The following is a 25,839-nucleotide window of genomic DNA, read 5'->3' on the forward strand; positions in this document are numbered from 1 at the left end:
CTTCCTAAGCCGGCACCGGGACGGGGCGCCACCCCGCCCGGTCCTATCCGGCGCGGAAGGTGCGGCGCAGCTGGTCGGCCAGCGGCTTCAGGAGATAGGACAAAGGCGTGCGCTCGTGGGTGGCGAGGTGCGCCTCCACCGGCATGCCGGCCACCAGGTCGAGCCCGCCGAGGCTCGCCAACGCCGCGGCGTCAGGCACGATCTCCACCACATAGAAACTCGCGCCGGTGCGCTGGTCGCGCGTCACGTCGGCGGAGACGCGCGTCACCGTGCCGTCGATCTCCGGCGTCGTCTCCTGCTGGAAGGCGCTGAAGCGCAGGCGCGCCGGCTGGCCGGCGCGCACCTGGTCGATGTCGGTCGGCTCCACCTGGGCGGTGACGACGAGCAAATCGTCGCGCGGCACGATCTTCATCACCGTGTCGCCCGCCGCCACGTAGCTCTTCAGCGTGTGCACGGCGAGCTCGTGCACGGTGCCGGCGCTGGGCGCGCGCACGTCGAGGCGCGCGAGCTGGTCGAGCGCGGCGACGCGGCGCTCCAGAAGCTCCGACAGCTTGCCCTCCGCCTCGCGCAGCTCGCCCAGCGCGTCGCCCCGCATCTTCTGGTCGATGGCGAGGATCTGCAGGCGGATCTCGGCCATGCGGCCGCGCGCGGCGGCGCCGGAGGCGCGCAGCTGGCCCAGCTCGCCCTCGATGCGGGCGGCCTCGCGGCGCACCGCGGTGGCGCGGGCGATGGAGACCAGCTTCTTGTCCGCCAGCTCCTCCATGGAGGCGAGCTCCACATGGACGAGGGCGATCTCCTTCTCCTTGGCGTCCGATTGCAGCTCCAGCCCCTTCACCTGCTCGTGCAGCTGGTTGATCTGCTCGGACAGCTGCGACTTCTGCCCCTCCCGCATCTCCTCCCGTGCCCTCAGCAGGCTGCGCTCGCCCGTCCAGACCGAGGCGAGAACCGGGCTCGGCTGATGCTCGGGCGGCAGGTCCGCCTGCGCGGCCATGGCGGCGGCGAGGCCCGCCTCCACCTTGAGCCGGGCGATGCGCGCCAGCAGTTCGTCGATCTGCTGGGTGACGATGGCGAGGCTGGCTTTGGCGAGAGTGTCGTCGAAGCGCAGCAGCAGGTCGCCGGCCTTCACGCCGCCGCCCTCCGCCACGGCGATCTCGGCGACCGTGCCGCCGATGGGCGGCTCGATGGACTTGACGGAGCCCTGCAAGGTCAGGGCGCCGCCGGCGATCACCGCGCCGGACAAGGGCGCCAGCGCCGCCCAGGCGCCGCCAGCCACGAGAAAGAGCGCCACCACGGCGCCGCCGACGGCGAGGTCGCGGCGCGCCCGCTGGAGCGGGCCGGACGCGCCCGGCCCCTGCGCCGCGCTCACGGCCGGCCTCCCGCCAGCGGCACGAGGGTGGGCGAGGCGGCCTCGCCATCGCCGGCGGCGCCCAGCCGGGCGAGGATCTCGTCGCGCGGGCCGAAGGCGGCGAGGCGCCCGTCGCGGATGGTCGCCACATGGCTCGCCGCGCGGATCACGCTGGCCCGGTGGGCGGCGACCACGACGATGGCGCCGCGCGCCTTCACCCGCTCGATCGCCGCCAGCAGCGCCGCCTCGCCTTCGGCGTCAAGATGGGCGTTGGGCTCGTCGAGGATGACGAGGAACGGCGCGCCATAGAGCGCGCGGGCGAGCGCCACCCGCTGGCGCTGGCCGGCGGAAAGGGCGATGCCGCCCTCGCCGATCCGCGTGTCGTAGCCCGACGGCAGGCGCAGGACGAGGTCGTGCACGCCCGCCTCGCGCCCGGCCGCGATCACCGCCTGCGGGTCGCGGTCGGCGTCGAAGCGGGCGATGTTCTCCGCCACCGTGCCGTCGAGCAAAGCCACGTCCTGGGGCAGATAGCCGAGATGCCGGCCGAGCCGGTCCGGCGCCCACTGGTCGAGGCGCGCGCCGTCGAGCCGCACCGCGCCCGCCGCCGGCTCCCACAGGCCGGCCAGCACCTTGAGCAGGCAGGTCTTGCCGGCCCCGGACTTGCCCACCAGCGCCAGCGCCTGCCCCGCATCCAGGGTGAAGGCGACGCCCTGGAGGATCGGCCGGGCGCCGCCTCGTGCGCTCCCCGGTGCGCCCACCGCCACGCCCTCCACGTCAAGCCGCTCGACCGGCGCCGGCAGCGCGGTGCGCTGCGTGGCGTGCTGCGCGCGCAGCGCCGCGAGCCGGGGCGCGAGCCGGTGCCAGGCCTGGCGGGCGGCGAGGTAGCCCTTCCAGTAAGCGGCCGCCAATTCCACCGGCGCGAGCGCCCGGCCCATGAGGATGGAGGCGGCGATCATCACGCCGCCGGTGGCGTCGCCGCGCAGCACCAGAAGGGCGCCGATGCCGAGCAGCAGCGACTGCAGCAGCGCCCGGAACGATCGCGACAATGCCGCGAGGTTCACCGACGAGACGGCGAGCCGCTCATTGCCGGCGCGGCTCTCCTGGTCGAGCGCAGCGAAGCGCGCGCGCATGTTGCCGACCATGCCCAAGGCATGGGCCGCCTCGGCGCCGCGCCGCGCGCCCTCGATGAAGCCGGCGCGGCGGGCGGCGACCTCGGTCGCGGCCTTCACGCGGGCCTGCGAGCGCGCCTCGCCGACGAGCGCGAGGCCGACGATGGTGAGGGCGCCCGCCAGCGCCGTGAAGCCGAGCCAGAGATGCAGCAGGAAGCACAGGCCGACGAACAGCGGCACGAACGGCGCGTCGAACAGCACCGTGGGGCCTGGGCCGGAGAGGAAAGTGCGCACCTGGTCGAGATCGCGCAAGGCGGCGGTGAACTCGCCCGGCGCGCCGAGACGGGCCGTGCGGTGCAGTCCGTCCGCGAACAGCTCCGGCGCCAGGCGCTCCTCCACCGTGGCGCCGAGGCGCGCCAGAAGCCGCCCGCGCGCGGCGTCGATCACGCCCTGTACCGCATAGGCGGCGATCACCAGCCCGGTGAGCGCCACCAGCGTCGGCAGCGAGCGCGAGGGCAGGGCCCGGTCGTAGACCTGGAGCATGTAGATCGCCCCGGCCAGCATCAGGATGTTGATCGCCACCGAAAACAGGCCGATGCCGGCGATGAGCGGGTAAAGGTCGCGCAGGCCGAGCCGCTGCGGGCCCAGCCCGCTTTCGCCGCCGCTCCCGGCGCGCCGCGTCATGCGCCGCTCCGCGCGGCGGGAGCGGTGCCCGCCGCGGACAAAGGCGCTCTTGGCCAAAGGGCACCAGCCATCATCAACCGTTCCGACAACTCACCAGTGCCCACTTGCGCATGGCCGCGGTGCGGCCGCATCACCCAATTGGGTGGGGGCATCGGTGTTCCGGCTCGAACCGATCACGGTTCTCTCAGGGGGGATGATCTGGCATTCAGGCGCTGGCAGCGCGGCCCGCGATGGGCTCTGATTCAGGCGTGGTCGCGGTCGCGCAGGGGTCGGCGTTCTCCCCCGGCGCGCCACAGGGCGCCATCGGTGGTGCTCCGCCGGAACGGGGGATCGACCGTGACCCGGGTTTCACGGCTTCGCTCGCCCGCGACGGCGGCGCTCAATTCTTCTTCTTGGGCGACCCTAAGGACACGGGCGTTCCCTTCGCGAATGCGGGCGCGGCCTCGGGCACTTTGACTTTCTTGGGTTTCTTGGCTTCGCGATTGCCGCGAACCTGTCCTTTGGCCATGGCCGCCTCCTATGGGTCGTGTCGGTTGGTCCTGCGGGCGAAACGAACAACGCCCGCAGCCGCAGGGGCTTCAAACCATCCCGGCATCCCGCCGGGCGCGGGGCCGGCGCATCGCCGTGGGAATTGCCGGCGCAGGCGCGCTTCGCCTTGTGGAAGCGATGCGCGGGGCCGGCGGGCGCGACAGCCCCGGAATGCCGGCCGATGCGGTCAGCTCAGGTCCTTGAGCATGTCGGCGGACATCTTCCCGCTCTTGCGGTCGGCGACCAGCTCGTAGCTCACCTTCTGGCCCTCGCGCAGCTCGCCGAGGCCGGCGCGCTCAACGGCGCTGATATGGACGAAGGCGTCGCTGCCGCCGCCATCGGGGGCGATGAACCCAAACCCCTTCTGGGCGTTGAACCACTTCACGGTTCCCTCAGCCATGGGAAACCCTTTCAATTTATATCCAGCTCACCGGCGCAGGGCCGATGGTCGAAGTCGCATTTCCCGGCGAGAATTTTTGGTTGGGCGCAAAAGATACTTCTGCGCAAAGCCAAGTGGTCAGGCTTTCGATCGACTGGGCGAATATGCTCGTGAATCCTGTAATTCGCAACAATATTTTGCGGGTCGATCATTCTGCCGCCCGCGCTGGCATGTGTTATGCTTCTGCTGACAGTAGTCCCCGGGGTGGTCCTGCTCTGCGGTGGCTCGTCCCGCGCGCGCACGGGATCCGACCGGCCCTTCAACCGCCCGGATCAGGGTCCTGCGACGCCCGCGGATTGCCGTTGCAGCCCGCCCGCGCCCTCGACCGAGACCCCAGCCCAGCGGAGCGCCCTTGATCTCACTCCAGATCCGCCACACCACCACCTATCGCTTCCATCGGCCGGTGACGTTCAGTCCCCACCGCCTGATGCTGCGCCCGCGGGAGAGCCGGGACCTGCGGGTCATCTCGAACCACGTCATGCTGGCACCGGCGGCGAGCGTGACCTGGGCGCAGGACGTCTTCGGCAATGCGGTCGCGACGGCGGCCTTCGCGTCCGCGGGCGATCATCTGGTGATCGACAGCACCACGCGTCTGCAGCTCGACGCCCTGCCCTGGCCGGTGTTCGCCATCGCCGGGTCCGCCGTCGGCTTCCCGTTTCGCTATTCCGACGCCGAATGGACCGATCTCGGCGCCCTCGGCACACCGCAATTCCCCGATGCCGCGGGCCAGCTGCGGACCTGGGCGCAGCGCTTCGTGCGGGGCAACCCCACCGACACGCTGTCGCTGCTCAAGGATCTGAGCGCCGGCGTGTCCCAGCAGATCTCCTATCAGAGCCGGGACGAGGAGGGCACGCAGTCGCCGGTGCAAACCCTCGACCGCGGCTGGGGCTCGTGCCGGGATTTCGCCGTCCTGTTCGTGGAAGCGGTCCGCAGCCTCGGCTTCGGCGCGCGCATCGTGTCGGGCTATCTCTACAATCCCGACGGCACCCGCACCGGCGCCGCGGGCGGGGGCTCGACCCATGCCTGGGCGGAAGTGTTCGTGCCGGGGGCGGGCTGGATCCCGTTCGATCCGACCAACCGCAGCATGGGCGGCTTCAACCTGATCCCGGTGGCGGTGGTGCGCGACATCCGCCAGGCGAACCCGGTGCAGGGCAGCTTCGTGGGCGAGGGCGGCGCGTTCCGCGACATGACGGTGGAGGTCCAGGTTACCGCCTGAGGCGGCGCCGCCCCCCCGCGCGACCTCGGGAGCCTCCCTGACCCATGCCATCGTCGCCCACTGCCCGCGGACCAACGCTCCGCTGGCGCTCAGCCTGATCGAGCCCGGCCTTGCCCGGAGCGGGCGACGGCGCTGGTGGCAGAGGACGATGCCGATTTCGAATTCCGCCAGATGGCCAGGGTCGCCGCCGACGGGTCCCTTGCATGCATACCGGCGGCAGGGCCTGCGGCAGCCACGGGCGGCTCAAAACCCGGAAGGCGAAATCGCCAAGCCGAAAGGCCCGAACGCCCGTCGCGACGTTCGGCCGTGGCCGATCATCCCGCGCATTGAACCGCGCCGGCAAAGCGTGGATCATGCCGCTCGGTAAGGGGGGCATGGCCTCAGTCCGTTCGCCAGCCAACGTGTGAGCGCCGTGCGACGGCGATGCCCCCGATCGTGGAAAGCAAGCCATGTTCAAGAATCAAATTGGGGGGGTGATGCGCCATTCCGTCCGCAGCCTGATGCCTGCACTTTTCGCCGTCGCGGCGCTCGCCGGCGCCCTGCCGGCGCGCGCGCAGTCCTATCCCGACCGTGCGGTGAAGCTCATCATGCCGTTCGGTTCCGGCAGCGCGAGCGATTCCATCGCGCGCATCGTGGCGGACGGGCTCGGCGCGCGGCTCGGCCAGCGCGTCGTCGTGGAGAACCGCCCGGGCGCCGGCGGCAACACCGGCACGGCGGCGGCCGCGAAAGCGGCGCCCGACGGCTACACGCTGGTGTTCGCGGCGCCGGGGCCGTTCGTGATCAATCGCTCTTTGGGCGGACTTCCCTACGATCCGGAAAAGGACTTCGAGCCCATCTCCCTGGTGGCGAAGCTGGTCAACGTGCTGGTGGTGAACCCGGAGAAGATTCCGGTGAAGACGGTCCAGGAGTTCATCACCTTCGTGCGGCCGAAGCCCGGGCAGATCAACTATTCCTCGGTCGGGCTCGGATCGTCCCAGCATCTGGCGGCGGCCTATTTCGACATCGTCGCCGGGACGCAGATGCAGCACGTTCCCTACCCGTCCGGCAGCCAGCTGGCGATCGACCTCGTCTCGGGCGAGGTGCCGGTGAGCTTCCAGCTCATTCCCAACGTGTCCTCGCAGCTCGCCGTCGGCCAGGTGCGCGCGCTCGCGGTCACCACCAAGACCCGCAGCAAGGCGCTTCCCGACGTGCCGACCATGGCCGAGCAGGGGGTGAACGACTACGAATCCTATGCTTGGTTCGGCATCGCCGCCCCGGCCGGCACGCCGCAGCCGGTGATCGAGCGCCTGAACCGCGAGATCGTCGCCACCATGGCCGACCCCGCCGTGCAGAAGCGCCTGATCGACATCGGCGTCGAGCCCGAGAGCTCGACGCCGGCGCAGTTCAGGGCGTTCCTGGCGGCGGAATCGGCGAAGTGGTCCGCCATCATCGCCAAGGCGGGCATCAAGCTGAACTGACGCGGCGCCTCCGGGCGCCGGCGGCGGACGGGACTTTCGGCCCGCTGCCGGCGGCCCGCGCTCGATAGGCGAGGGCGTAAGCGGGCAACACCCTCCGAGCGGGTGCCGCGCGGGTCCGACCCCGGCTCCAGGATGCCGGTTTCAAGGTCGCGCTCGGCGGCGCGCAGGACGCCCTCGATCCAGGGCGGGGCGACGTCCAGATCGTGGCCCCGCTCCTCGAGCCCGCTCAGGGTCTGCGGCCCGACGCTGCCCTCGACGCGCAGGCGGTTGAGGACGAAAGCGCGGGGATGGAACCGCGCCGGGAAGTGGTCCGCATTTGTGGATCCGCGCGCCGCGGAAACGGATCGACACCGGCTTTTCGATGCGCGCCTCGATGCGGCGGCGGTGATCCACGGCGCCTTCCCGCTCCGGGCGTTCCTGAAGGTCGCGCCGCCGAGGGTCCAGCCCGGCATCGGGACGGGGGCGGCGTTCGCCTTCGGGTCTCGGCCGGCGAGGTCAACGCCACCCTGGTCCGCGCCGGTCCGGGCCCGTCGACCCTGCCGCTCCAGATCTGCAGCCAGATCCGGCACGGCTCCGGGCAGGTGCCCGTGGCGGCGGCCGCCACCCTGAAGACGGCGCTCGCGGTCGGGCTCATCCCGGCTGGCCTGGATCTTGCCTTAAAGTATTGAGATCGAACGATAAATCCGCGGCCTGGTCCGGATGAACCGTGGCGCCTTCTGCAACAAGGCGGCGCGCCGCCATATGGTCGGCAGCGCGGTTGACGGACTCAACGCCGAGCAGACGCCCGCCATCGTAGCAAAACACGGAGAAGGAATTCCGCTCGGGCTCGCCCCGGACGATTGTTTCCCGATGGCCGTCAACAAGACCCACGATCTGCAACTTGTCGTCGCCCTGATCGCTCCAGAACCACGGCACGCCGTTAAAGGGCCTCATGTGTCCCGTCAGCCGGGCAGCCAGGCATTTGGCTTGGTCCGTCGCATTCGATACCGATTCAAGGCGCAGAGGTGCCTTGTACCGAGGGCTCGAAAACAGCGCGCAGTCGCCGATCGCGGAAATGTGGGGATCGATGGTGGCGAAATGCTGATCCACATCGATGCCATTTGTTGCCGAAAGCCCAGCTGCGGTTGCCAGCTCCACGTTGGGAACGACGCCAATGCCGACGACCACAAGATCGGCGGCCAGCCATCGGTCGTCGTCGAGCGTGACCCCTTGCAGGCGGCCGTTCTTCGCCGCGATCGCAGCCACGGAGCGCTTGCGGTGGATCCGGCAGCCGGCGGTTTCGTGCCGCGCATGGAAGTAAGAGGAAATCGCAGGCGAGACAACACGGGCCATGATTCGCGGCGCCAGCTCGACAATGTCGATCTCGATCCCCTTTGCGGCGGCGGTCGCGGCAAACTCCAGACCCACGAAACCGGCTCCGATGACGACCACGCGCCTCGCCCGGTCCAGCCGCTCCCGGATTGCCTCCCCGTCCGCCAGGGACCGCAGATGGCGCACGCCATCATGGTCCGCATTTGGCATCCTCAGCACGCGATTGCGGGCGCCCGTCGCAAGAACGAGATGACGGTACGCCAGCGAGCTTCCCGAGCGTAGGACTGCCTTTTGATCTGCGCGGTCGATCGCGGCCACATGATCGTCGATCAGCTCGATCCGATGATGTCTAAAGAAGCTTTCGCTCCGAAAGAACATCGCGTCAAGGTCGCCATTTCCCTTGAGAAAGGCCTTCGACAGCGGGGGGCGCTGGTAGGGAAGATAGGGCTCATTATTGATCAGCGCGATGCGCTCTTCATATCCACACTGGCGCAACGAGGCCGCCAACTGGAACCCCGCATGCCCGGCTCCGACGATGACAATCGGCTTGCAAGAAGTCACGATGATTTCCTTAAGCCCGGGCGATTCACTGGGGACGGATCCGGCTCTAGCCCTGAGTTTCCGGTACTTCCACCGTCAAGCCGTCGAGTTCATCGGTCAGCACGATCTGACAACTAAGACGGCTGCCCGCCCTTCGCTCGGCGGCCACGAATCCCAACATCTCTTCTTCCTGTTCCGAAGCGGCCGGCAGATCGGAAAGGAATTCCGGCGCTACATAAACGTGGCAGGTGCCGCATGAGAGCGAGCCGGCGCATTCGGCCTCGATGCCCGGCACGTCGTTGGTCCTTGCTACGGTCATCACCGACAAGCCGGCAGATCCCTGCGTCTCCCGTCGCGTCCCGGCAGAAGAGATGAAGATAATTCTTGGCAAATCCGTTCCTCCAGAAGTGTTGAGGCCCGCGCTATTTTTCGATGACGTGTCCCTGTAGCGGCGTTGCCGCCAACTGATCGGCGAGCAGCACGTCGCGCGCCTCATCCGGGTCAAGGCCGTGGCGCCTGATCAGGTCGCCGCAGTCATCGATCATGGCTTCAACGTCATTCATCATTTTCAGTCGTTTGTAGATATCGTCCGCCTTCGCGCCCATGCTCTCGCCGATCAGCTCCATCACGTTCACGATCTCAAACGAGACCGTGCGCTCGAAATGGCAAAGCTCCCGGTGACAGGCGTGGAATACAGTTGCGAGTGTCGTCACGCCTGCGTCCGCCGCCGCTCGGAACTCGCGTTCACGTAGCTCGTCTTTGAATCGCGGCGCCACGGTGAGGTAATTCGACATGAGCCCCACGCGCGGGACATCGAGCTCGACGAACTCCAGCTCCGGAATCGCGTGCAGAATCCGCTTCACGGCTTGCATCACGCCGGGGTAGCCCGGCCGCTCGTTGAGGGCAACCCGCTTGCGAACGGGAAATACAAAGAGCTCCCGGAGCTGCTCGATATGGCGTTCGAGAAAGAGGAAGAACGGCGTCAGTGCGAAGGCGTCATCCCTGCTCATTCGCTGATGGTTGGGGATGATGACGTCGTCGAACTGGGTCTGGCAGCTGGGGCACCAGGACAGCGTTTCGCGGGCGCCTATCGCTTCGATCTGGCTCAACGTACCGAGGCCGGCCCGGCCCGAGGTCTCCGCATCGCCGGAAAGGAACTGGAAGACGCCGCAGCATGCCGACGGGCCGCCGACAACCTCATAGCTCAGACCCATGGCGCGAATGACATCGAGACAGAGGATGAGGATGTGAGGCGTCTTGTGAACGTTACAGCCAGTATAGATCAAGACGTCTGGTCGACGCGCCGGCTTGTCTCGGCCCGGGGGCGGTTGAAGCGCGTGGAGAAGGTCGGCATCGATCTGCAGCCTCGAAACGATGCGCACGGCCTTGGCCATCGCGCGGAACGACTTCATGGCGTTGGCCTTCACCGCTTCGCCGCTGCGCCGCCGCGTCGAAGCGAAATGGGCGAGCCGGACCATCGTGCGCGGATTGACGCCATAGTCGCAGGCCGGGATGCAATTGCCGCTGCTGGAGCAGGCCGACGCCCAGGCGTCCGCTTCCACCGTGCCCGCCGCGCCCCGAAGGATCTCCACGATGCCGGACACGACCATCGCCGGTTCGGCATCGCCGATGCCCGCAGGACCCGTCATCGGACAGGCTTGAAAGCATTTTCCGCACCGCGTGCACGCGGAAGCGATTTCGTTCATGTGAATGTCGAGTGCTTCGGTGAAGTCCATGCGGGCACCGGTGTCTGAAATCACAGCCATGGTTCGACCGCGGCCGATGGATCCCATCGCTCGCGAACGGGGCGAACCGCAACGCTCTGATCGGAAATGATCATTCTTCGAAGCGGATGGATCCCATCCGCTTCGGCTGATCACCCGGCGGCCGCGGTGTGGGCCGTCGAGGCAATCTCGACCAGGAGATCGTCTCGGACGAGCTTGGCAGCAATGCAGTATCTGGCCGGCGGGGGATCGTTGAAGTACTGGCGGTAGACCTCATTCACGGCGGCGTAGTCCGCCATGTCCTTGATGATGACGGCATTGAATGCAACGTCGCGCAGACTTGCGCCCCCCTCGCGAAGAATTTTCTCGATGGTCTCGATCACGAACTTCGTTTGTGCCCGGGCGTCGCCAACCCCGACCGTCCGGCCGGCGCCGTCGAGCGCGAGGACGCCGGACACGTAGACCGTGTTGCCGGCCTTCACTCCCATCGAATACGGAGCGATCGGTTCGGGGAGACCTGGCGGATTGAGCGGCGTGATGGGCATCGATAGCCTCCAATAGAGAATCAGGTTGTGGGTTTGAACGTCGGGACCACCACAAGGCCCGCGGTTCGGCCGGCCGGCTGCCGCGGCGTGCGGCAGGTCCACGAACCGCGGCGCCGATGGGTGTCGGCGGGCCGCCAGCGGCGCTCCGGCATCGTCGGCCGGCGTCGAAGCCGGCTCCTTCCGGCCCCGCCGGGGGCCTGGGGCCCGCGCCCGGCCGGGCTCCGGATCGAAGGGCGGGCGGCGACATCATTGGGTGATGTCCCGATCCTTGGTCTCCGGCAGCAGCAACAGTCCGATTACAAACGACATGACGGCGATGATGATCGAATACCAGAGCCCGTCGAAAATGTTTCCGGTCTCGGCCGCTATGAGCGTCGCGAAGTACAGCATGAACCCGCCAAAGTATCCGGTGCCGAGGTGATACGGCATCGACATGGACGTGTAGCGGATGCGTGCTGGAAACAGCTCGACCAGATAGGCGGCGATGGGTCCGTATGCCAGGCAGACATAAAAGACCAGAATGAAGAGGATCAATACGGCCATCGGTTTGTTGATGGCGTCGGGATCGGCCCGCTCGGGGTATCCGGCCGCGACCAGGGCCGCCTTCAGCTGTCCCGCATCAAAGCCTGGCACCTGGACGGTGCCAACACTGGTTGTCGTTGCCGCCAACGGGCCGCCGGCAACCACGCTGTGGGTAATGCCGTTCGACACAAGGAAATCTTTCACGCGTTCGCAGTCATTCTGCGGACCGCTGAAGAAGCGGGTGGCACACTCGTTGGATGCGATCGTGACCGGCGCCTTCGCCATCGCTGTTTCCAGAGCCGGATTGACGTAATGTGTCAGGGCATGGAACAGCGGAATATAGGTCAGCGCCGCAAGTAAGAGCCCGGCCAAAATCACCGGCTTGCGTCCGATCCGATCCGACAGCGCGCCGCAGACGACGAAGAAGGGGACGGAGCAAGCAAGGGCGACCGACATGAGAATGTAGGCCGTCGAAAGTTCCACCTTCAGCACTTTCTGCAAAAAGATCAGCGCGTAGAACTGACCCGTGTACCAGACGACGCCGGCACCTGCGACCGCCCCGAAAAGCGAGAGCAGCACGAATTTCAAATTGTCCTTGCGGGCGAAGCTTTCGATGATGGGGTTTCGACTGACACGTCCTTCGGCCTTCATGCTGACGAAGACCGGGGACTCGCTCAGCTGCATGCGGATGTAGACCGACACGGCCAAAAGCAAGAGGGAGAGAATGAACGGAACACGCCAGCCCCAGGTCTTGAAGTCGTCCCCGACGGCGCTCTGGGTTGTCAGCACCACGATCAAAGAAAGAAAAAAGCCCATGGTGGCGCAAATCTGTATCCAACCGGTGGCGAGACCGCGGCGCCCATGACCCACATGCTCCGCCACATAGGTCGCCGCCCCGCCGTACTCTCCGCCGAGTGCAAGTCCTTGCAAGCAGCGCAACAGGACCAGAAGGACCGTCGCGGCGACGCCGGCGGTCTCATATGTCGGCAAAAAGCCCACCCCGGCGGTCGAAACGCCCATCAGCACGATGGTGATGAGGAACGTGTGCTTGCGGCCAACCACATCGCCGAGGCGCCCGAAAAGGAGCGAGCCGAACGGCCTGAGCACAAGTCCTGCGCCGTACGTCGCCAGACTCGCCAGAAAGGCGCCGGTGTCGCCGAGGGTCTTTGAGAAGAAGAGCGGCCCGAGAATACCCGCGAGTGTTCCGTAGACAAAGAAGTCGTACCACTCGAAAATCGTGCCGAGCGACGAGCCAAAAATAACTTTCCGTAGTTCGTCCTTCGGCGGTGCGTGCTCCGCCTGAAGCGCGGCTGATTCCAAGAACATGGGTGTTTTCCTCCACCTGATGTTTATGCTATTCCCCCGACATTGGCACAGGTTTTTGGGAACTGCTTGGACCAATATGCGATAAATTTTGGTCCGGAAAGGTTGGCGCATGCTGCAGATTGCGTTGCGAGAAGGTCATGGGTCGCTGCCGATCCACCGTCAGATCGCCGACCAGATTCGCTACCAGATCGAGCACGGCGAAGTGGAGCATGGCGCGATGCTTCCTTCGTCTCGCGACCTTGCCAGGGAACTGGGGGTCGCGCGCGGGACGGTGGTCCTCGCCTATGAGGAGCTGTGCGCCGCAGGCGTGTGCGAAAGCCATGTCGGTCGCGGGACGCGGGTGAAGCGCACGGCCAGGCGCGAGGAGCGCCCCGTCGAAACGCGTGGCACGGGCTGCCCCGTGCGGCGCCTCTTGGACACCCCCGACGAGCCGGTTTTTATTGACCCGCGTGAGCTTTCACTGCTTCCAAGCATCGCCGACATCGAGCACTTGCCCATTACGCAATTGCGGCGCGGCTTCGACAGGGTGCTGCGCCGCACCGCTCATCTGAAATTCTTCACCGAGAGCGCCGGAGACCCAATGCTGCGTCGCCAGATCTGCGAACACATTTTGCCGGAGCGTGGCATCGAGGCGCATCCAGACGAAGTGCTCGTTATCCCCGGCACTCAGTATGGAGCTGTGCTCATCGCATTGACACAGGCAAAGGAGCGGAGAAATATTCACTTCGGCACGCCGGGATATCTCGACATCGCCCGTAATTTTGCCCGGTTCGGGTTTGACCTGCATGATCACCCCGTGGATGCCGGCGGCATTCTGCTCACGACGTCGGATCTGGGCAAGAACGATATCCTTTATGTCATGCCGGAGCATCATTTCCCTCAGTGCGTGACCTTGAGCGACGCGCGGCGGGCGGAGATCGTTCACGCCGTCGAGCAGCGGGATCTCCTGGTGATCGAGGACGACTATGACAGCGAGTTCTATTATGACCGTCGCCCACGTCCTGCGCTCAAGGCGAGCAATGCCCGTGATGGCGTGATCTATTTGGGAACTTTTTCAAAGACGCTTTTCAATAGTCTTCGGCTCGGCTATGTTGTTGCGGAACCTCCGCTCGTCAGAGAAATGGCGACCCTGCATTGGAGTTTGTCGCGCGGAACCAGTGGCGTATTGCAGCGCTGGGTGGCCGAGCTCCTCGACGGGGGGATTATTGCGGCTCATACGCGCAGAATGCGGACCGTCTATCGGCGCAAGCGGGATCGGATCACGGCGCTGCTCCGGCGGGAGTTCCCGCATTGGCGTTTCGATCCGCCACGGGGCGGCCTTCAATTTTTTCTGGACCTTGGAAGCGCCGGGCACGCAAGCGAGGTCATCGCGATCTGCCGCGCCCAGAAGCTCAGGGTCGCTCTTCCCTCCAATTATGTGATGAACGGCAAGGCCGAGCAGCAATTCTTGGTGCTCGGGTTCGGATCGGCAGCGCTTTCGCAAATTGAGAGCGCCCTCTTGGAGGTCAAGCGCGCGCTCCATGCGTGATCCCCATCGGCGCCACGGTCGAGGCTCGATCAGGCCTTCGCGAACGCACCTGGGCCGCCCCCCGGGCCGGCGAGGGACCGACCGGCTGTCTGACGGTCTCGGCGCCCTGGCCGCTATCGCAGGATCTTCCTCACCTCCTCCTGCACCCGGCGCCGTGCCGGCAGATGCCGGGTCGCCAGCGTCTCCGCCCCTCCCGCCAGGGCGGGCAAGCCGAGGTGCCGGGCTGCGACGGCGTCCCCGTGGGCGTTGAGGAGGGGGACAGCGATGGAGCGCAGGCCGACCGCCAGCTCCCGGTCGATCACCGTATAGCCGCGCGCTCGCATAGCCCTCACCTCGGCCATCGGTCGGCATAGCCGAGATGGGCGAGCGTGGGCAGGCAGCGCCTCGCCGGTGCCCGGTCGGGCCCGCACGCCGTGGCCACTTCCGCGATGGACCGGCGCGGCCGTTCCACCGTGAACGTCTCGATGACCGTTAGCCCCTTGGCGAGGCCGTCCATGGTGTCACGGTTGGAAATGCCGGTCACGAGCGCCGTCCGAATGTGCGATATGTCAACAAACGTCTTATATCGCGCACGCATCACGAACGGGCCTGTCAAGCTTACCGCTCGCCTGCCAGAACGTAAGATCCGGGGCCGGCAAGCAGAACCGGGGCGCTCAAGGCGCACGTGTTCCCTACCCTCGGCGGGAGAAAGGCGCAGTCGGTGGCCACCGCCGATATAGCGAAGCTCCACCGAAAGATCGGGGCGCGGGCCGCGTTCGCTGCCAACCGGACGCTGACGATCCTCTCTTCGATGTTCGCATGGGCGATGCAGTCGGGCGAGATTCCCACCGGGCCCAATCCCTGCCAGGGCATCAAGCGGTTTCGGGAGCGCAGGCGCGAGGTGTTCCTGTCCGCCGAGCAGATGGAGCGGCTCGGCGCGGCCATCCGTGAGGCGGAGACCGAGGGCATACCGTGGGAGCCGGACGCCGAGAAGAAGGCCAAGCACGCGCCGCGTTCCGACCGCCGGGTCCGGCTTAGCCCTTTCACGGCCGGCGCACTCCGGCTCCCGCTTTTCACCGGCGCGCGGCAGCGTGAGATTCTCGATCCGAAATGACAGCACGTCGACCTTGAGCGCGGACTGCTGCTGCTTCCGGACAGCAGGATGGCAGCCGAGCCGCAACGGCAGGCGGCGGTGCAACCTGATGGCGAGCCGGGATCTGCGAGCGCTAAAAAAGCGGTGCAGCGGCTAAAGAGGGGCGCCCGATCCTTTGCGCGTTTCGCCGTGACCAACTGGGCAAACGTCGGGAGGCAGCGGCCCCGTGCTGGGGGCTGCGCCGCATACGGTCCCTGAACCGGGGGGGTGCCCGTGGCGCGCGCAACAGTATGCCCCGCCGGCCAGCATGCGCGGCTCAAATCGCCTCCGGATGCCAGCAGCGCCCACCTCGAGGCCGTGGCGCAATGCCCCCGGCCGGCCCTCAATTCACCCCTCGGCGGCCCATGGGGCGGATAACCAAACCGTCCTCGGCCGTCCCGGGCCCATCTCGGCATCGGCCACTTCCGCGGCGACGTTTGAGTGCGGAACACCCCGGCGAGGGGCGGCGGGCAAAAAAATCCCCCGCCTTGGGGAAAGCGGGGGTCAGTTGCGGGAGAACCTCGGGGTGGAAAGGCCCTCAGGTGGGGGCGCCCAGCAGCTTTTCCAGGATGATGCCTTCCAGGTGCGCCAGCTCCGGCGAGCCGCGCCGGCGCGGACGCTCCAGCTGCACCTCGACGTCGAGGGCGATCCGGCCCTCCTCGATCAGCACCACGCGGTCGGCGAGCGCCACCGCCTCGGCAACGTCGTGGGTCACCAGCACCGCGGTGAATCCCTGCTTGAGCCAGATGCGCTCCAGCAGCAGCTGCATCTCAATGCGGGTGAGCGCATCGAGCGCGCCCAGCGGCTCGTCCAAAGCGAGGATGCGCGGCCGGCTCGCCAGCGCCCGGGCAAGCGCCACGCGCTGGCGCTGGCCGCCGGAGAGCACCGCCGGCCACTCGCCCGCGCGGTCGGCAAGGCCCACCTGGGCGAGGAGGGCGTGCGCCTTGCCGCGCTTCTCCTTGCCGTCGCGCACATGGGAGAGGCCCACCGCCACGTTGGCGGCCACCCGTGCCCAGGGCAGAAGACGCGGCTCCTGGAACATCACCCGGGTGATGTCGGCGCGCCTCTCGGTGCTGGCGATTTCGAGCGTGCCGCCGGTGGGCACGTCGAGCCCGGTCAGAAGCCGCAGCAGCGTGCTCTTGCCGCAGCCGCTCTTGCCGATCACGGCCACGAACTGGCCGGCCGGCACGTGGAGGTCGAGCCCGTGCAGCACGGTCTTCGGGCCGAACGCCTTGCGCAATCCCCGGAAGGTGAAGGCGATGCCGCCGACGTCGCGCGCCTGCGGAAGCACGGCGGGGCCGTGCCGCGCCGAGGCCTCGTCCGCCCGCGGCTCGGGCTTCAGGAACGGGGCGCCCTCGAAGCGAACGCCGGTTCGGGGAGCGGCTTCGGCGCCGCGCACGGCGATGTTCATGGCTGTTCTCCTCACTGCGGCTGGAAGGCGGGATGCCATTTGAGAAACGCGCGCTCCAGCAGGCGGGCGGCGCTGTCCGCCAGCTTGCCGAGGAGCGCGTAGATGAGGATCGACAGCACCACCACGTCGATCAGCAGGAACTCGCGCGCCTGCATCGCCATGTAGCCGAGGCCGGAGGAGGCGGAGATGGTCTCGGCCACAATCAGCGTCAGCCACATGATGCCGAGCGCATAGCGCAGCCCCACGAAGATCGAGGGCAGCGCCCCTGGCAGGATCACCCGCACGAACAGCTCCAGGTTCGACATGCCGTAGATGCGGCCCATCTCGATGAGCTGCGGGTCCACCGTGCGGATGCCGTGCAGGGTGTTGATGTAAATCGGGAAGAACACGCCGAGCGCGACCAGGAAGACCTTCGCCTCCTCGTCGATGCCGAACCACAGGATGACCAGCGGGATCAGCGCCAGATGCGGGATGTTGCGCACCATCTGCAGCGTCGTGTCCGAGGCGGCGCGGCTCGCGTTCGAGAGCCCGTTGGCGAGGCCGAGCGCGAAGCCGATCGACCCGCCGATGGCGAAGCCGACCAGCGCCCGCCAGGCCGAGACCCCGATATGTCGGAAGATGTCGCCTGACAGGGTGAGCTTCCACAGCGCCGCCGCCACGTCCGAGGGCGCCGGCAGGATGGTCGGCGGGATCTCGCCCAGGCGGGCCGCGGCCTCCCAACCCAGGAGGAGCAGGGCCGGCAGGATCCAGCCGGCCCCGTCCGCGACGGCGCGCTTGAGGGGCGCGCTCACGACGCCGCCTTCAGTTTCGAGCCGCCATGCGCGCCGACGGCGAACTCGTTGGCGATGTTGGAATTGAAGCCCGCTTCGCGGCCGAGGCCGAGGCCGAGAGCGGGGAAGAGCAGTTCCGCCACCCGGTAGGCTTCCTCCAGATGCGGGTAGCCGGAGCCGATCACGGTGTCGATTCCGAGCTCCTGGTATTCGGCGAGCCGCTCGGCCACCTGCTCGGGCGTGCCCACGAGCGCGGTGCCCGCGCCGGAGCGCACGAGGCCGACGCCGGCCCACAGATTGGGCGAAACCACGAGCTTGTCGCGCCGCCCGCCGTGCAGCGCCGCGATGCGCCGCTGGCCCTCCGAATCCATCTCGATCTTGAAGCGCTTCTGCGCCCGCGCGATCTGGTCGTCGGTGATGCGGCTGATGAGCCGGTCGGCGGCCGCCCAGGCCTCGTGCTCGGTCTCCCGCACGATGAAGTGCAGGCGGATGCCGAAGCGGATGTCGCGCCCGCGCGCGGCGGCCTTGCGGCGGACCGCGGCGATCTTCTCCTTCACGCCCGCCGGCGGCTCGCCCCAGGTGAGGTAGAGCTCGGTCTGGTCCACCGCCAGCACCTGGCCCGCCTCCGAGGAGCCGCCGAAATAGAGCGGCGGGGTCGGCCGCTGGACCGGGGCGAAGTCGAGCCGGCCGCCCTCGATGCGGTAATACCGGCCGTCGAAATTCACCGTCTCGCCGGCGACGAGCCGGCGCCAGACGGCAAGGAACTCGTCCGCCTGGGCGTAGCGCTCGTCATGGCCGATGAACACGCCGTCGCCGGCGAGCTCGGTCGGATTGCCGCCGACGACCACGTTGAGCAGCAACCGCCCGTTGCTCAGGCGGTCGAGGGCGGCCGTCTGGCGGGCCGCAAAGGCGGGGGTGGTGACCCCCGGCCGCAGCGCCACCAGAAACTTCAGCTTCTCGGTCACGGCGGCAAGGCCTGCCGCGGTGATCCAGCTGTCCTCGCAGCTCTGGCCGGTGGGCAAGAGCACGCCCTGGTAGCCCAGGCGGTCCACTGCCTGCGCGATCTGCTTGAAGTAGCCGAACTCCGGCGGGCGCTGGCGAGTCTCCGACCCCAGATAGGAGCCGTCGCCGTGGGTGGGGATGAACCAGAAGAAATTGATGGGATCTCGGGCCATGGGGGCGTCCTCTTCGTTCACGTTCGGGTTCAGCTCTGCGGGCGCACCCACACCGCGTCCTTCACGACGATGGCGCGCGGGATGAGGCCGAGCTTGGTGAAGCGGTCGGCGGTCTGCTGCTGCCCGGCGATCACCGCCGGCGTCAGCGGGCCGACGCCGAACACCTGGCGCTCGGCCGCGCGGGTCTGGGCGGCAAGGTCGACGCCGGTCACCTCGGCGAGCACCTTCGCCACCTCCGAGCGGTGCGCGTCGGCCCACTTGGCGCTCTGCTTCAGTGCGTCCTCCGCCTTGATGACCACCGCCGGATGGGCGCCGGCGAAGCTCTTGTTGGCGAGGAAGTAGGTGTTGACGTTCAATTCGTCCTTGGTGGTGGTGAGCACGCGCGGCTTGTGGCGCAGCTCGGCGATGGCGAAGAACGGGTCCCAGATGGACCAGGCGTCGATCTTGCCGGAGGCGAAGGCCGCCGCCGCGTCCGCGGGCGAGAGGTAGACCGGCGTAATGTCCGCGAACGGCACGCCCGCCCGCTCCAGCGCGGCGACCAGCAGGTTGTGCGCGCTCGATCCCTTGGTGACGCCGACCTTCTTGCCCTTCAGCTCGGCCACCGAGGTGACCGCGCTGTCGGCGGGCACCAGGATCGCCTCCCCCGCGCCGTTGGACGGCAGGGCGGCCACGTAGACGAGGTTCGCGCCCGCCGCCTGGGCGAAGATGGGCGGCGCGTCGCCGGTCCAGCCCACGTCCACGGCGCCGGCGTTCAGCGCCTCGAGCAGCGGCGGGCCGGAGGGGAACTCCACCCAGCGCACGGCGATGCCTTCCGGCGCGAGCGCCTTCTCGATGATCTGCTGGTGGCGCGTGACCACCGGCAGGCCGGCCTTCTGGAAGCCGATCCTGAACTCCTTCAAGGGCGCCTGCTGGGCGCCCGCGGGCGAGAGGCCGGCCAAGGCGGTGGCGGTGGCGGCGGCGAGGGCGAGGGCGAGCAGGCCGGCCCGGCGGGTGATGGAAATCACGGGCGTGTCTTTCGAAAAGGAGGTTGCGGTCAGGCGCGGGCAGCGGACCAAACGATCTCGGAGACCGTGATCGCCTTGGGGATCAGGCCGAGCGCCAGGAAGGTGTCGGCGATCTCCTGCTGCTGGCGCACCACCTTGTCGGTGATGGGGTTGAGCTCGATCGGGTAGCGGTCGGTGGCGATCTTCTGCGCCTCGAGCTCGACGCCGGTGACCTCGGCGGTGAGCTGGGCCAGCTTGTCGCGGTTCTGCGCCGCCCAGGCGGTCACCTGCCTCAGCTCGTCGAGGGCGGCGTGCAGCACCTGCGGCGCCTTGGTCGCGGTGGTCTTGTTGGCGAGGTAGAAGGTGTGGCTCGCCAGCCCGTCATTGGTGGTGACGATGGCGCGCGCGTCGTGCCGCCTTTGGGCGATGGCCCAATAGGGGTCCCATATGGTCCAGGCGTCGACCCGGCCGGAGGCGAAGGCGGCGGCCGCGTCGGCCGGGGCAAGATAGACCGGCTCGATGTCGGTAAAGGAGAGGCCGGCGCGCTTCAGCGCCTGGACCGTGAAATTGTGGGAGGACGAGCCCTTGGCGATGGCGACCTTGCGGCCCTTGAGGTCGGCGACCTTGGCGATGGGCGAATCCTTCGGCACCAGGGTGGCGGACTGGGTCGCCGGAGCGGCGGCGACATAGAGCAGGTTGGCGCCCGCCGCCTGGGCGAAGATCGGCGGGGTGTCGCCCACGGTGCCGATGTCGACCGATCCCGAGCCGAGCGCCTCCAGCAGCGGCGGGCCGAACTGGAACTCCACCCAGCGCACGTTCTCCACCCCGAGGCCCTTCAGGCGCTTCTCCAGCACCTGCTGCTGGCGGGCGGCGACGAGGATGCCGCTGGATTTCTGGTAGCCCACCTTGAACTCCTTCGGCACCTCCTGGGCGGAGGCGGCGCGTGCCGAGACGGCGAGAGCGGCGGCGCCGGCGAGGAACTGGCGTTTGGTGATCATGGCGGTCTCCGGTTCGCCGGTCAGGCGACGTTGGGGATGGCGGGACGGATAGCGGCGGCGAGCGCGCGGTCGAGTTCGCCGGCGGCCTGGGCGATCCGGGCGGCAAGGGCGTGGTCGGCGACCACGCCCTCGCGGAAGTCCCGTTCGCCGGCATAGATGGCGGTCGGCATCGTCAGGGCGGAGAAGAAGCCGAACAGCGGCCGCAGCTGGTGCTCGACCACGAGCGCATGGCGGTCACCGCCGCCGGTGGCGGTGACGAGCACCGGCGTGCCCGCGAGCGCGGTGGGATCGACGAAGTCGATCAGGTGCTTGAACAGCCCCGCATAGGATCCCTTGTAGACCGGCGAGCCGACGATCAGCGCGTCCGCCTCCTCGATCGCGGAGATGATGGCGTGGGCCTCGCGGGGGAGCGCCTCGCGATTCGAGGTGCCGATGCCGGGGCCGGCATCCACCAGGTCGTAGATTTCGAGCGAGACGGTGCGGCGGGCGGAAATTTCGGCGCCTACGGTCTCGATCAGGGTTCGGGTGCGCGAGGGCCGGCGGGTGCTGCCCGCGAAGCCGACGATGCGCGGGATCATGGGCGGCCCCCGACGGTGCGGGTGAAAGAATGGGCGGCAGGCATGGCGGTTCGTTCGCCGGCGGGGCCGGCGCCTTCTTCATGGCGGGGATAAGCGGGGGAAGCGAGCGGCAGCGGGCGCTCAGCGCCGCGGTCTGCCGCTCCTGCTACATGGACGGATGCGCACACCGGTGATCATGGGGTGCCTCTTTCGAGCCGTTCCTGATGCGCGGGGCCCCCGTTCCGGTGCCACCGCAGTGTCCGATCATGATTGGCCGGGTCGCGGGCGGTGTCAATCTAAAATCTACTAATTTTATAGACTAACAATATGTATGCTGGAGCGCCGGCATAAGCTATTGTTTCAAATGATATAAGTGATCCTCACTCCCCGCTTTTGCCATAGGCGGTTTGCCGGTTTCCCGGTTTGCGACGGCGCCATTGGGGGTGTGGGGTTGCGGCTCAGAGGCAGCGCGCGCGACGCTCCGGTCCGGGCGGTGCAGGACACGGCGGGCGGGGCGGCGTTCTGCCGGCCGCAGCCGCGGCTTCAGGCGACGCTGCGGCTCGGGAACAGCGCCCGGTCGAGGCTCGCCGCCACGGCTGTGGCGCCGGCCACCTGCTCGGGGATGGCGCTCGCCTCCCAGGCGACGCCGCGCAGCGGGTGGCCGACCGCATAGAGCCGGCCGGACGCGCGCGCGCCGCGGTCGAGCACGGCCCCCGTCGCGGGATCGGCGAGGATGCCGAAGCCGTTAGGATTGGGCTGGACCAGGGCGCGGGCGACCAGGCTGCGCACCAGCGGGTCGGCGATCCTGTTCCAGTCGAACTCGTGGCCGAGGCCGTTGATGGCGCGGTCGGCGATGATGGTCTCGGCGGCGGCGGCGCCGCGGCGGCGGATGGTGGCGCGCACGCGCCCGTCCTCGCCGGCAAGCGAGACGATGCGCCCCTTCAGGAAGCGACATCGGCCCTCGGCTTCCACGCGGGCGAGCCAGCCGGCGGTGGGCGCGGCGGCGCGGTGCACGCACACGTCCCAATAGACCCGCGCGTGGCGCACGAAGCGCCTGCGCTCGGCATCGTCGGCGCCGATCCACAAACGGGTGACGAACGGGCGCAGCGCCGGCGGCAGACGCTGCCAGTCCTCGCCGGCGGCGGCGATGGCGCGGCGCTCGCGCTGGACGATGCGGACCAGATCGGTGATGCGGGTGGGCAAGGCCTCCGGGTCGAGGAAGGCCGGCCAAGGTTCCGCCTCGCTGCGCCGGGGCACCACCAGGCCGCGCCGGGAGACGAAGGTGTAGGTGCCGCGATAGCCGCGCTTCTCGAGCGTGATGAGCGCGTCGACGGCGGTCAGGCTGGTGCCCAGCATCAGCACGTCGCCCGTCGACGCGATGCCGTCGAAGGCGCCCTCGGCATAGACGTCCGGCAGATAGCGCCGGTCCGCGCGCAGCGCAGGGTCGATCTCGATGGTGCGGTCGGAGGCGAACAGGCCGGTGGCGAGCACCACCTTGTCCGCATCGAGGGCGTGGCCCGATGCGAGGCGCACCACGAGCCCATCGCCCGCGGGCACGACGTCGACCGCGCGGTCGCGCACATGGACGAAGCCGACGCACCCCTGCGCGTCGGCGCGGGCGCGGGCGAGCTCGTCCTCCACATAGTCGCCATAGAGGAGGCGCGGCGGAAAACTCTGGCCCGGCGCGGTGCCGGCGGGCGGCGCCCAGCCGCGGCGATGGGCATTGCCGGCGAGCCATTCGGCGAAATGGCCGGGCCGCTCCGGGTAGAGACTGAACGTGTGCGCGGGACCGTTGACGATGTGGTCGGGGTCCGGGGTCGAATAGGCGATGCCGCGCCCGAGGGCGTCGCGGCTTTCCACCACGGCGAGGTCGAGCGGCCCGCCGGTCCGATCCATGATCTTGATGGCGGCGAGGGCGCCCGCAAAGCCGCCGCCGATCACGACGATGCGGGGGACCGAGCTCTCGGCGACCGCTCGCCCGGAAACGGCATGACCGGAAACAGAGCGAACGGACATGGCAGGACCTCCGCCGAGTGACGTCAGGCGCACCGCGAGCGACGCCTGGGTCCGAACCGCAATTCGGCGCCGCTTCCGGGTGCTGCCGGTCCCCTGCGATGCCGCAGCCTGGAAAAGGGCCGCCACGATCCGCAGGGACAGACCGGTCGGATCAAATTAAACTTAATCCATTGTTTTAGTCAAATAGAAAGCAAAACCCTCACCCTCAAGCGTTGCCGCCGATCGGCCATCGACGCCTCAGATCGCACGCGGCCCTCTCAGCCAGGCCCAGGCGGAACTCGATCGGGCCACGGCCTGGGAGCCTCAATGATCACGAGGTCCCAAGGGGTTCCGCCGCAGTGCCTGTCTGGCTTTTCATGCGTCCAGCCTTGCGCCCATTGGGCTGCGCACCTGAGACGCGCGAGTCGGCGCCCCAGGATCCCTTCGTCAGGCGCATCGGCGCGTCCGCAGGTCGTCATCCGCCGGGCGACGCGGCCACGCGTCTCATCGCATTGTCATCCAAACAGATTAGATTTATTCTAAATGTATATCAAACCGGCTCCCGCTGGCGCCATGCAGCGCGCCGATCCGCCGCTCCTCCCAGCAGGCCTCGCTATGAAACCCCTCCACCGCGAAAACCACCTGATCGAGCGCATCGGCTGGCTGCGCGCCGCCGTTCTTGGCGCCAACGACGGCATCATTTCGACGGCGAGCCTCATGGTGGGCGTCGCGGCGGCATCGACCAATTCGTCAGAGATCCTGGTCGCGGGCGTCGCCAGCCTCGTCGCCGGCGCCATGTCCATGGCGGCGGGCGAATATGTCTCGGTGAGCTCGCAGGCCGACACCGAGAATGCCGATCTGCAGAAGGAGCGGCGCGAGCTCGCCGAGGACCCGGAGAGCGAACTCAACGAGCTCACGCAGATCTACGTGCGGCGGGGTGTCGAGCCGGCGCTGGCGCGGCAGGTGGCCGAGCAGATGACGGCGAAGGACGCTTTCACCGCCCATGCCCGCGACGAGCTGGGGCTGGCCGAGCACGTGGTCGCGCGTCCCATCCAGGCCGCATCGACGTCGGCGGTGACGTTCGCGCTCGGCGCCGCTATCCCGCTCATCATCTCCCTGCTGGCGCCCACCGCCCTGATTGCCCCGATCGTCTCCGGCGGGTCGCTGGTCTGCCTCGCCGTCCTCGGCGCGCTGGGTGCCCGCGCGGGCGGCGCGGACATCTGGAAGCCGACCATCCGCGTGACCTTCTGGGGCGCCATCGCCATGGCCGCGACGGCGGTCATCGGCACCCTCGTCGGGCACGCCGTCTAGCCGCCGCCCGTCGGCGCCTCGGGGGGCGAAGCCAGTAGGCCTGTCGCCTCCACCGTGCCGTCCGCGCGCACGAACAGTGCCGAAAGGCCGAGGCGGCGGGCAAGGGCCGGTCCCTCGCCTGCCCCACGCACCAGCAGCGCGGTCGCCCAGGCGTCCGCCGCCATGCAGGTCTCGCCGAGCACGGTGACGGCGCAAAGGTCGTTCTCCAGCGGCGCGCCACGGGAGGGGTCCATGGTGTGGGAGAGGACGCGGCCGGCCACCTCCACTCGATGGCGATAATTGCCCGAGGTGGCCACCGCAGCGCCGGAAAGTTCCAGCACGCCGAGGATGTCCCGCTCGTCGGCGGAGGGCCGCTCATGGGCCACCGTCCACGGACGCCCATCCGGCTTCAGGCCTTCGGCGTGCATCTCGCCGTCGATGCCCACCAGAAAGGAGGAGAGGCCGGCCGCGCGCATCGCGTGGGCCAGCTCATCCACGCCGAAGCCCTTGGCGATGCCGGCAAGATCGAGCCGGAGCGGCGCCAGACGGCGGGCGCGGCAGCCGGCCGGATCGAGCTGCAAGGTCTTGGGCGGCTCGAAGGAGGGCCGGCCGGCAAGCGCCGCGATGCGCCCGCCATCGGGCCCCGGCGCCGCGCCGAAGCCCCAGGCCCTGACCAGATCGCCCACCCCGATGTCGAACGCCCCGCCCGAGAGGCGGCCGATCTCAAGGGCTGTGGCGAGGACGTGCATCAGCTCGTGGGGGATGGGCATCCACGCCCCGATGGGCGCGGCGTTCAGCCGTTCCAGATCAGAATCGGGCCGGAAGGTGGACATCTGATGTTCCACCCGCTCCACCGCGCCCTGGAGGCGGCGGGTGAGCGCCGCGTCGTCCACATGGTCGGCTGCGAAGAAGGTGGCGGACCAGCGCGCGCCCATGGCCGGGCCGCTCAGGGCGCGGCGCCGGAGCGCCGTTGCCCCCCGACCCGCATCAATAGACGTCTTCGGCATAGCGTCCGCTCGATTTGAGGGTGGGAAGGTCGAGGCCCAGCGGGCGCACCACCGGCTCCAGTGCGCGGGTCACGGCCTCGAAGGCCGGCAGCCGGCCGGGTGCGCCGGTGCGGGGATCAGCCGACGCCTGAAAGCGCAGGATCGGCCAGCACCGGCGACAGCAGGGTGGCGGTGGCGGCCACGGCGGGAAGAACGAATTTCATCTGATTATTCCTTTGAACGTGCACGGGATTGGCCGGAGGTCACTGCACCTCGACCTTGGGCCGGG

The 25,839-nt window shown here is 68.5% G+C and carries 23 protein-coding genes and 1 pseudogene; 5 read left to right on the forward strand and 19 right to left on the reverse strand.

Going from position 1 to position 25,839, the window contains the following annotated elements:
- Positions 1 to 43: 43 nt before the first annotated feature.
- The 4 genes from ABLE88_RS23545 to ABLE88_RS23560 all read right to left on the reverse strand — a co-directional run bounded on the left by ABLE88_RS23545 (position 44) and on the right by ABLE88_RS23560 (position 4,066).
- The gene (locus ABLE88_RS23545; protein ID WP_348834364.1) at positions 44 to 1,366 is read right to left on the reverse strand and encodes an HlyD family type I secretion periplasmic adaptor subunit; all 1,323 of its coding nucleotides are present in this window, start codon (positions 1,364 to 1,366) and stop codon (positions 44 to 46) included.
- Entirely contained in the window at positions 1,363 to 3,138 is a 1,776-nt protein-coding gene (locus tag ABLE88_RS23550; protein WP_348834366.1) for a type I secretion system permease/ATPase, read from the reverse strand. Before ABLE88_RS23550 ends, ABLE88_RS23545 begins: the two co-directional genes overlap by 4 nt.
- A 379-nt stretch (positions 3,139 to 3,517) precedes the next feature.
- Positions 3,518 to 3,646 (reverse strand): hypothetical protein, encoded by a 129-nt coding sequence (locus tag ABLE88_RS23555; RefSeq protein WP_348834368.1) that lies wholly within the window; start codon positions 3,644 to 3,646, stop codon positions 3,518 to 3,520.
- A gap of 207 nt (positions 3,647 to 3,853) precedes the next feature.
- The gene (locus ABLE88_RS23560; RefSeq protein WP_348834370.1) at positions 3,854 to 4,066 is read right to left on the reverse strand and encodes a cold-shock protein; all 213 of its coding nucleotides are present in this window, start codon (positions 4,064 to 4,066) and stop codon (positions 3,854 to 3,856) included.
- Between the two features lie 391 nt (positions 4,067 to 4,457).
- On the opposite strand from ABLE88_RS23560, the gene ABLE88_RS23565 reads away from it, so the two are divergent.
- Together ABLE88_RS23565 and ABLE88_RS23570 are read left to right on the forward strand one after the other, a co-directional pair.
- Positions 4,458 to 5,321 (forward strand): transglutaminase family protein, encoded by an 864-nt coding sequence (locus tag ABLE88_RS23565; protein WP_348834372.1) that lies wholly within the window; start codon positions 4,458 to 4,460, stop codon positions 5,319 to 5,321.
- Between the two features lie 449 nt (positions 5,322 to 5,770).
- The gene (locus ABLE88_RS23570; protein ID WP_348834373.1) at positions 5,771 to 6,778 is read left to right on the forward strand and encodes a Bug family tripartite tricarboxylate transporter substrate binding protein; all 1,008 of its coding nucleotides are present in this window, start codon (positions 5,771 to 5,773) and stop codon (positions 6,776 to 6,778) included.
- A gap of 630 nt (positions 6,779 to 7,408) precedes the next feature.
- Here the strand turns inward: ABLE88_RS23570 and ABLE88_RS23575 are convergent.
- From ABLE88_RS23575 to ABLE88_RS23595, 5 genes are all read right to left on the reverse strand, one after another.
- Positions 7,409 to 8,656, reverse strand: coding sequence for an NAD(P)/FAD-dependent oxidoreductase (locus ABLE88_RS23575; RefSeq protein WP_510182943.1), 1,248 nt, complete (start codon positions 8,654 to 8,656; stop codon positions 7,409 to 7,411).
- A gap of 40 nt (positions 8,657 to 8,696) precedes the next feature.
- Positions 8,697 to 9,020: a 2Fe-2S iron-sulfur cluster-binding protein gene (locus ABLE88_RS23580; RefSeq protein ID WP_348834375.1), complete on the reverse strand. Its 324-nt coding sequence runs from the start codon at positions 9,018 to 9,020 to the stop codon at positions 8,697 to 8,699.
- A 31-nt stretch (positions 9,021 to 9,051) separates the two neighbouring features.
- Positions 9,052 to 10,365: a heterodisulfide reductase-related iron-sulfur binding cluster gene (locus ABLE88_RS23585; RefSeq protein ID WP_348834377.1), complete on the reverse strand. Its 1,314-nt coding sequence runs from the start codon at positions 10,363 to 10,365 to the stop codon at positions 9,052 to 9,054.
- A gap of 140 nt (positions 10,366 to 10,505) precedes the next feature.
- Positions 10,506 to 10,898, reverse strand: a complete 393-nt coding sequence (locus ABLE88_RS23590; protein ID WP_348834379.1) for a Rid family hydrolase — start codon at positions 10,896 to 10,898, stop codon at positions 10,506 to 10,508.
- A gap of 246 nt (positions 10,899 to 11,144) precedes the next feature.
- A complete protein-coding gene (locus ABLE88_RS23595; RefSeq protein WP_348834381.1) occupies positions 11,145 to 12,746 on the reverse strand; it encodes an MFS transporter in 1,602 nt (533 codons plus the stop codon).
- 109 nt (positions 12,747 to 12,855) lie between these two features.
- On the opposite strand from ABLE88_RS23595, the gene pdxR reads away from it, so the two are divergent.
- Complete coding sequence (gene pdxR, locus ABLE88_RS23600) at positions 12,856 to 14,274, forward strand: MocR-like pyridoxine biosynthesis transcription factor PdxR (RefSeq protein WP_348834383.1); 1,419 nt, start codon at positions 12,856 to 12,858, stop codon at positions 14,272 to 14,274.
- Between the two features lie 113 nt (positions 14,275 to 14,387).
- Here the strand turns inward: pdxR and ABLE88_RS23605 are convergent, their stop codons facing one another.
- The gene (locus tag ABLE88_RS23605) at positions 14,388 to 14,606 is read right to left on the reverse strand and encodes a hypothetical protein (RefSeq protein WP_510182941.1); all 219 of its coding nucleotides are present in this window, start codon (positions 14,604 to 14,606) and stop codon (positions 14,388 to 14,390) included.
- Positions 14,603 to 14,797, reverse strand: coding sequence for a helix-turn-helix domain-containing protein (locus ABLE88_RS23610; protein ID WP_348834384.1), 195 nt, complete (start codon positions 14,795 to 14,797; stop codon positions 14,603 to 14,605). Before ABLE88_RS23610 ends, ABLE88_RS23605 begins: the two co-directional genes overlap by 4 nt.
- 138 nt (positions 14,798 to 14,935) lie before the next feature.
- On the opposite strand from ABLE88_RS23610, the pseudogene ABLE88_RS23615 reads away from it, so the two are divergent.
- A pseudogene (locus ABLE88_RS23615) lies at positions 14,936 to 15,367 on the forward strand (integrase); the annotation flags it as partial.
- A 556-nt stretch (positions 15,368 to 15,923) separates the two neighbouring features.
- Here ABLE88_RS23615 and ABLE88_RS23620 read toward each other — a convergent pair.
- The 7 genes from ABLE88_RS23620 to ABLE88_RS23650 all read right to left on the reverse strand — a co-directional run bounded on the left by ABLE88_RS23620 (position 15,924) and on the right by ABLE88_RS23650 (position 23,295).
- Positions 15,924 to 16,796: an ATP-binding cassette domain-containing protein gene (locus ABLE88_RS23620; RefSeq protein ID WP_348834387.1), complete on the reverse strand. Its 873-nt coding sequence runs from the start codon at positions 16,794 to 16,796 to the stop codon at positions 15,924 to 15,926.
- 11 nt (positions 16,797 to 16,807) lie between these two features.
- Positions 16,808 to 17,587 carry an aliphatic sulfonate ABC transporter permease SsuC gene (ssuC, locus tag ABLE88_RS23625; RefSeq protein ID WP_348834388.1) on the reverse strand — a complete coding sequence of 260 codons (780 nt, stop codon included), beginning with the start codon at positions 17,585 to 17,587 and terminating at the stop codon, positions 16,808 to 16,810.
- A complete protein-coding gene (gene ssuD / locus ABLE88_RS23630; protein WP_348834402.1) occupies positions 17,584 to 18,741 on the reverse strand; it encodes an FMNH2-dependent alkanesulfonate monooxygenase in 1,158 nt (385 codons plus the stop codon). The genes ssuC and ssuD overlap by 4 nt, the downstream gene beginning before the upstream one ends.
- A gap of 29 nt (positions 18,742 to 18,770) precedes the next feature.
- A complete protein-coding gene (locus tag ABLE88_RS23635; protein ID WP_348834389.1) occupies positions 18,771 to 19,745 on the reverse strand; it encodes an aliphatic sulfonate ABC transporter substrate-binding protein in 975 nt (324 codons plus the stop codon).
- Between the two features lie 29 nt (positions 19,746 to 19,774).
- On the reverse strand, positions 19,775 to 20,722 hold the full coding sequence (locus ABLE88_RS23640) for an aliphatic sulfonate ABC transporter substrate-binding protein (protein WP_348834390.1): 948 nt from the start codon (positions 20,720 to 20,722) through the stop codon (positions 19,775 to 19,777).
- A 20-nt stretch (positions 20,723 to 20,742) separates the two neighbouring features.
- A complete protein-coding gene (gene msuE / locus ABLE88_RS23645; protein ID WP_348834392.1) occupies positions 20,743 to 21,300 on the reverse strand; it encodes an FMN reductase in 558 nt (185 codons plus the stop codon).
- A 522-nt stretch (positions 21,301 to 21,822) separates the two neighbouring features.
- Positions 21,823 to 23,295: an FAD/NAD(P)-binding protein gene (locus tag ABLE88_RS23650; protein ID WP_348834394.1), complete on the reverse strand. Its 1,473-nt coding sequence runs from the start codon at positions 23,293 to 23,295 to the stop codon at positions 21,823 to 21,825.
- A gap of 594 nt (positions 23,296 to 23,889) precedes the next feature.
- Here ABLE88_RS23650 and ABLE88_RS23655 point away from each other — a divergent pair.
- Entirely contained in the window at positions 23,890 to 24,585 is a 696-nt protein-coding gene (locus tag ABLE88_RS23655) for a VIT1/CCC1 transporter family protein (RefSeq protein ID WP_348834396.1), read from the forward strand.
- Here the strand turns inward: ABLE88_RS23655 and ABLE88_RS23660 are convergent.
- A complete protein-coding gene (locus ABLE88_RS23660; RefSeq protein ID WP_510182942.1) occupies positions 24,582 to 25,571 on the reverse strand; it encodes an FAD:protein FMN transferase in 990 nt (329 codons plus the stop codon). The two genes, ABLE88_RS23655 and ABLE88_RS23660, sit on opposite strands and share 4 nt — an antisense overlap.
- Positions 25,572 to 25,839 lie beyond the last annotated feature (268 nt).

Source organism: Xanthobacter luteus (assembly GCF_040049235.1).
In the GTDB taxonomy this organism is placed as follows: domain Bacteria; phylum Pseudomonadota; class Alphaproteobacteria; order Rhizobiales; family Xanthobacteraceae; genus Xanthobacter.

Excerpts from the sequence above, each read along its gene's own strand:
- ABLE88_RS23550 (WP_348834366.1), bottom strand. The coding sequence starts at position 3,138 with ATGACGCGGCGCGCCGGGAGCGGCGGCGAAAGCGGGCTGGGCCCGCAG.
- ABLE88_RS23555 (WP_348834368.1), bottom strand. The coding sequence starts at position 3,646 with ATGGCCAAAGGACAGGTTCGCGGCAATCGCGAAGCCAAGAAACCCAAG.
- ABLE88_RS23560 (WP_348834370.1), bottom strand. The coding sequence starts at position 4,066 with ATGGCTGAGGGAACCGTGAAGTGGTTCAACGCCCAGAAGGGGTTTGGG.
- ABLE88_RS23570 (WP_348834373.1), top strand. The coding sequence starts at position 5,771 with ATGTTCAAGAATCAAATTGGGGGGGTGATGCGCCATTCCGTCCGCAGC.
- ABLE88_RS23585 (WP_348834377.1), bottom strand. The coding sequence starts at position 10,365 with ATGGACTTCACCGAAGCACTCGACATTCACATGAACGAAATCGCTTCC.
- ABLE88_RS23590 (WP_348834379.1), bottom strand. The coding sequence starts at position 10,898 with ATGCCCATCACGCCGCTCAATCCGCCAGGTCTCCCCGAACCGATCGCT.
- ABLE88_RS23595 (WP_348834381.1), bottom strand. The coding sequence starts at position 12,746 with ATGTTCTTGGAATCAGCCGCGCTTCAGGCGGAGCACGCACCGCCGAAG.
- pdxR (WP_348834383.1), top strand. The coding sequence starts at position 12,856 with ATGCTGCAGATTGCGTTGCGAGAAGGTCATGGGTCGCTGCCGATCCAC.
- ABLE88_RS23620 (WP_348834387.1), bottom strand. The coding sequence starts at position 16,796 with ATGAACATCGCCGTGCGCGGCGCCGAAGCCGCTCCCCGAACCGGCGTT.
- ssuD (WP_348834402.1), bottom strand. The coding sequence starts at position 18,741 with ATGGCCCGAGATCCCATCAATTTCTTCTGGTTCATCCCCACCCACGGC.
- ABLE88_RS23640 (WP_348834390.1), bottom strand. The coding sequence starts at position 20,722 with ATGATCACCAAACGCCAGTTCCTCGCCGGCGCCGCCGCTCTCGCCGTC.
- msuE (WP_348834392.1), bottom strand. The coding sequence starts at position 21,300 with ATGATCCCGCGCATCGTCGGCTTCGCGGGCAGCACCCGCCGGCCCTCG.
- ABLE88_RS23650 (WP_348834394.1), bottom strand. The coding sequence starts at position 23,295 with ATGTCCGTTCGCTCTGTTTCCGGTCATGCCGTTTCCGGGCGAGCGGTC.
- ABLE88_RS23655 (WP_348834396.1), top strand. The coding sequence starts at position 23,890 with ATGAAACCCCTCCACCGCGAAAACCACCTGATCGAGCGCATCGGCTGG.
- ABLE88_RS23660 (WP_510182942.1), bottom strand. The coding sequence starts at position 25,571 with ATGCCGAAGACGTCTATTGATGCGGGTCGGGGGGCAACGGCGCTCCGG.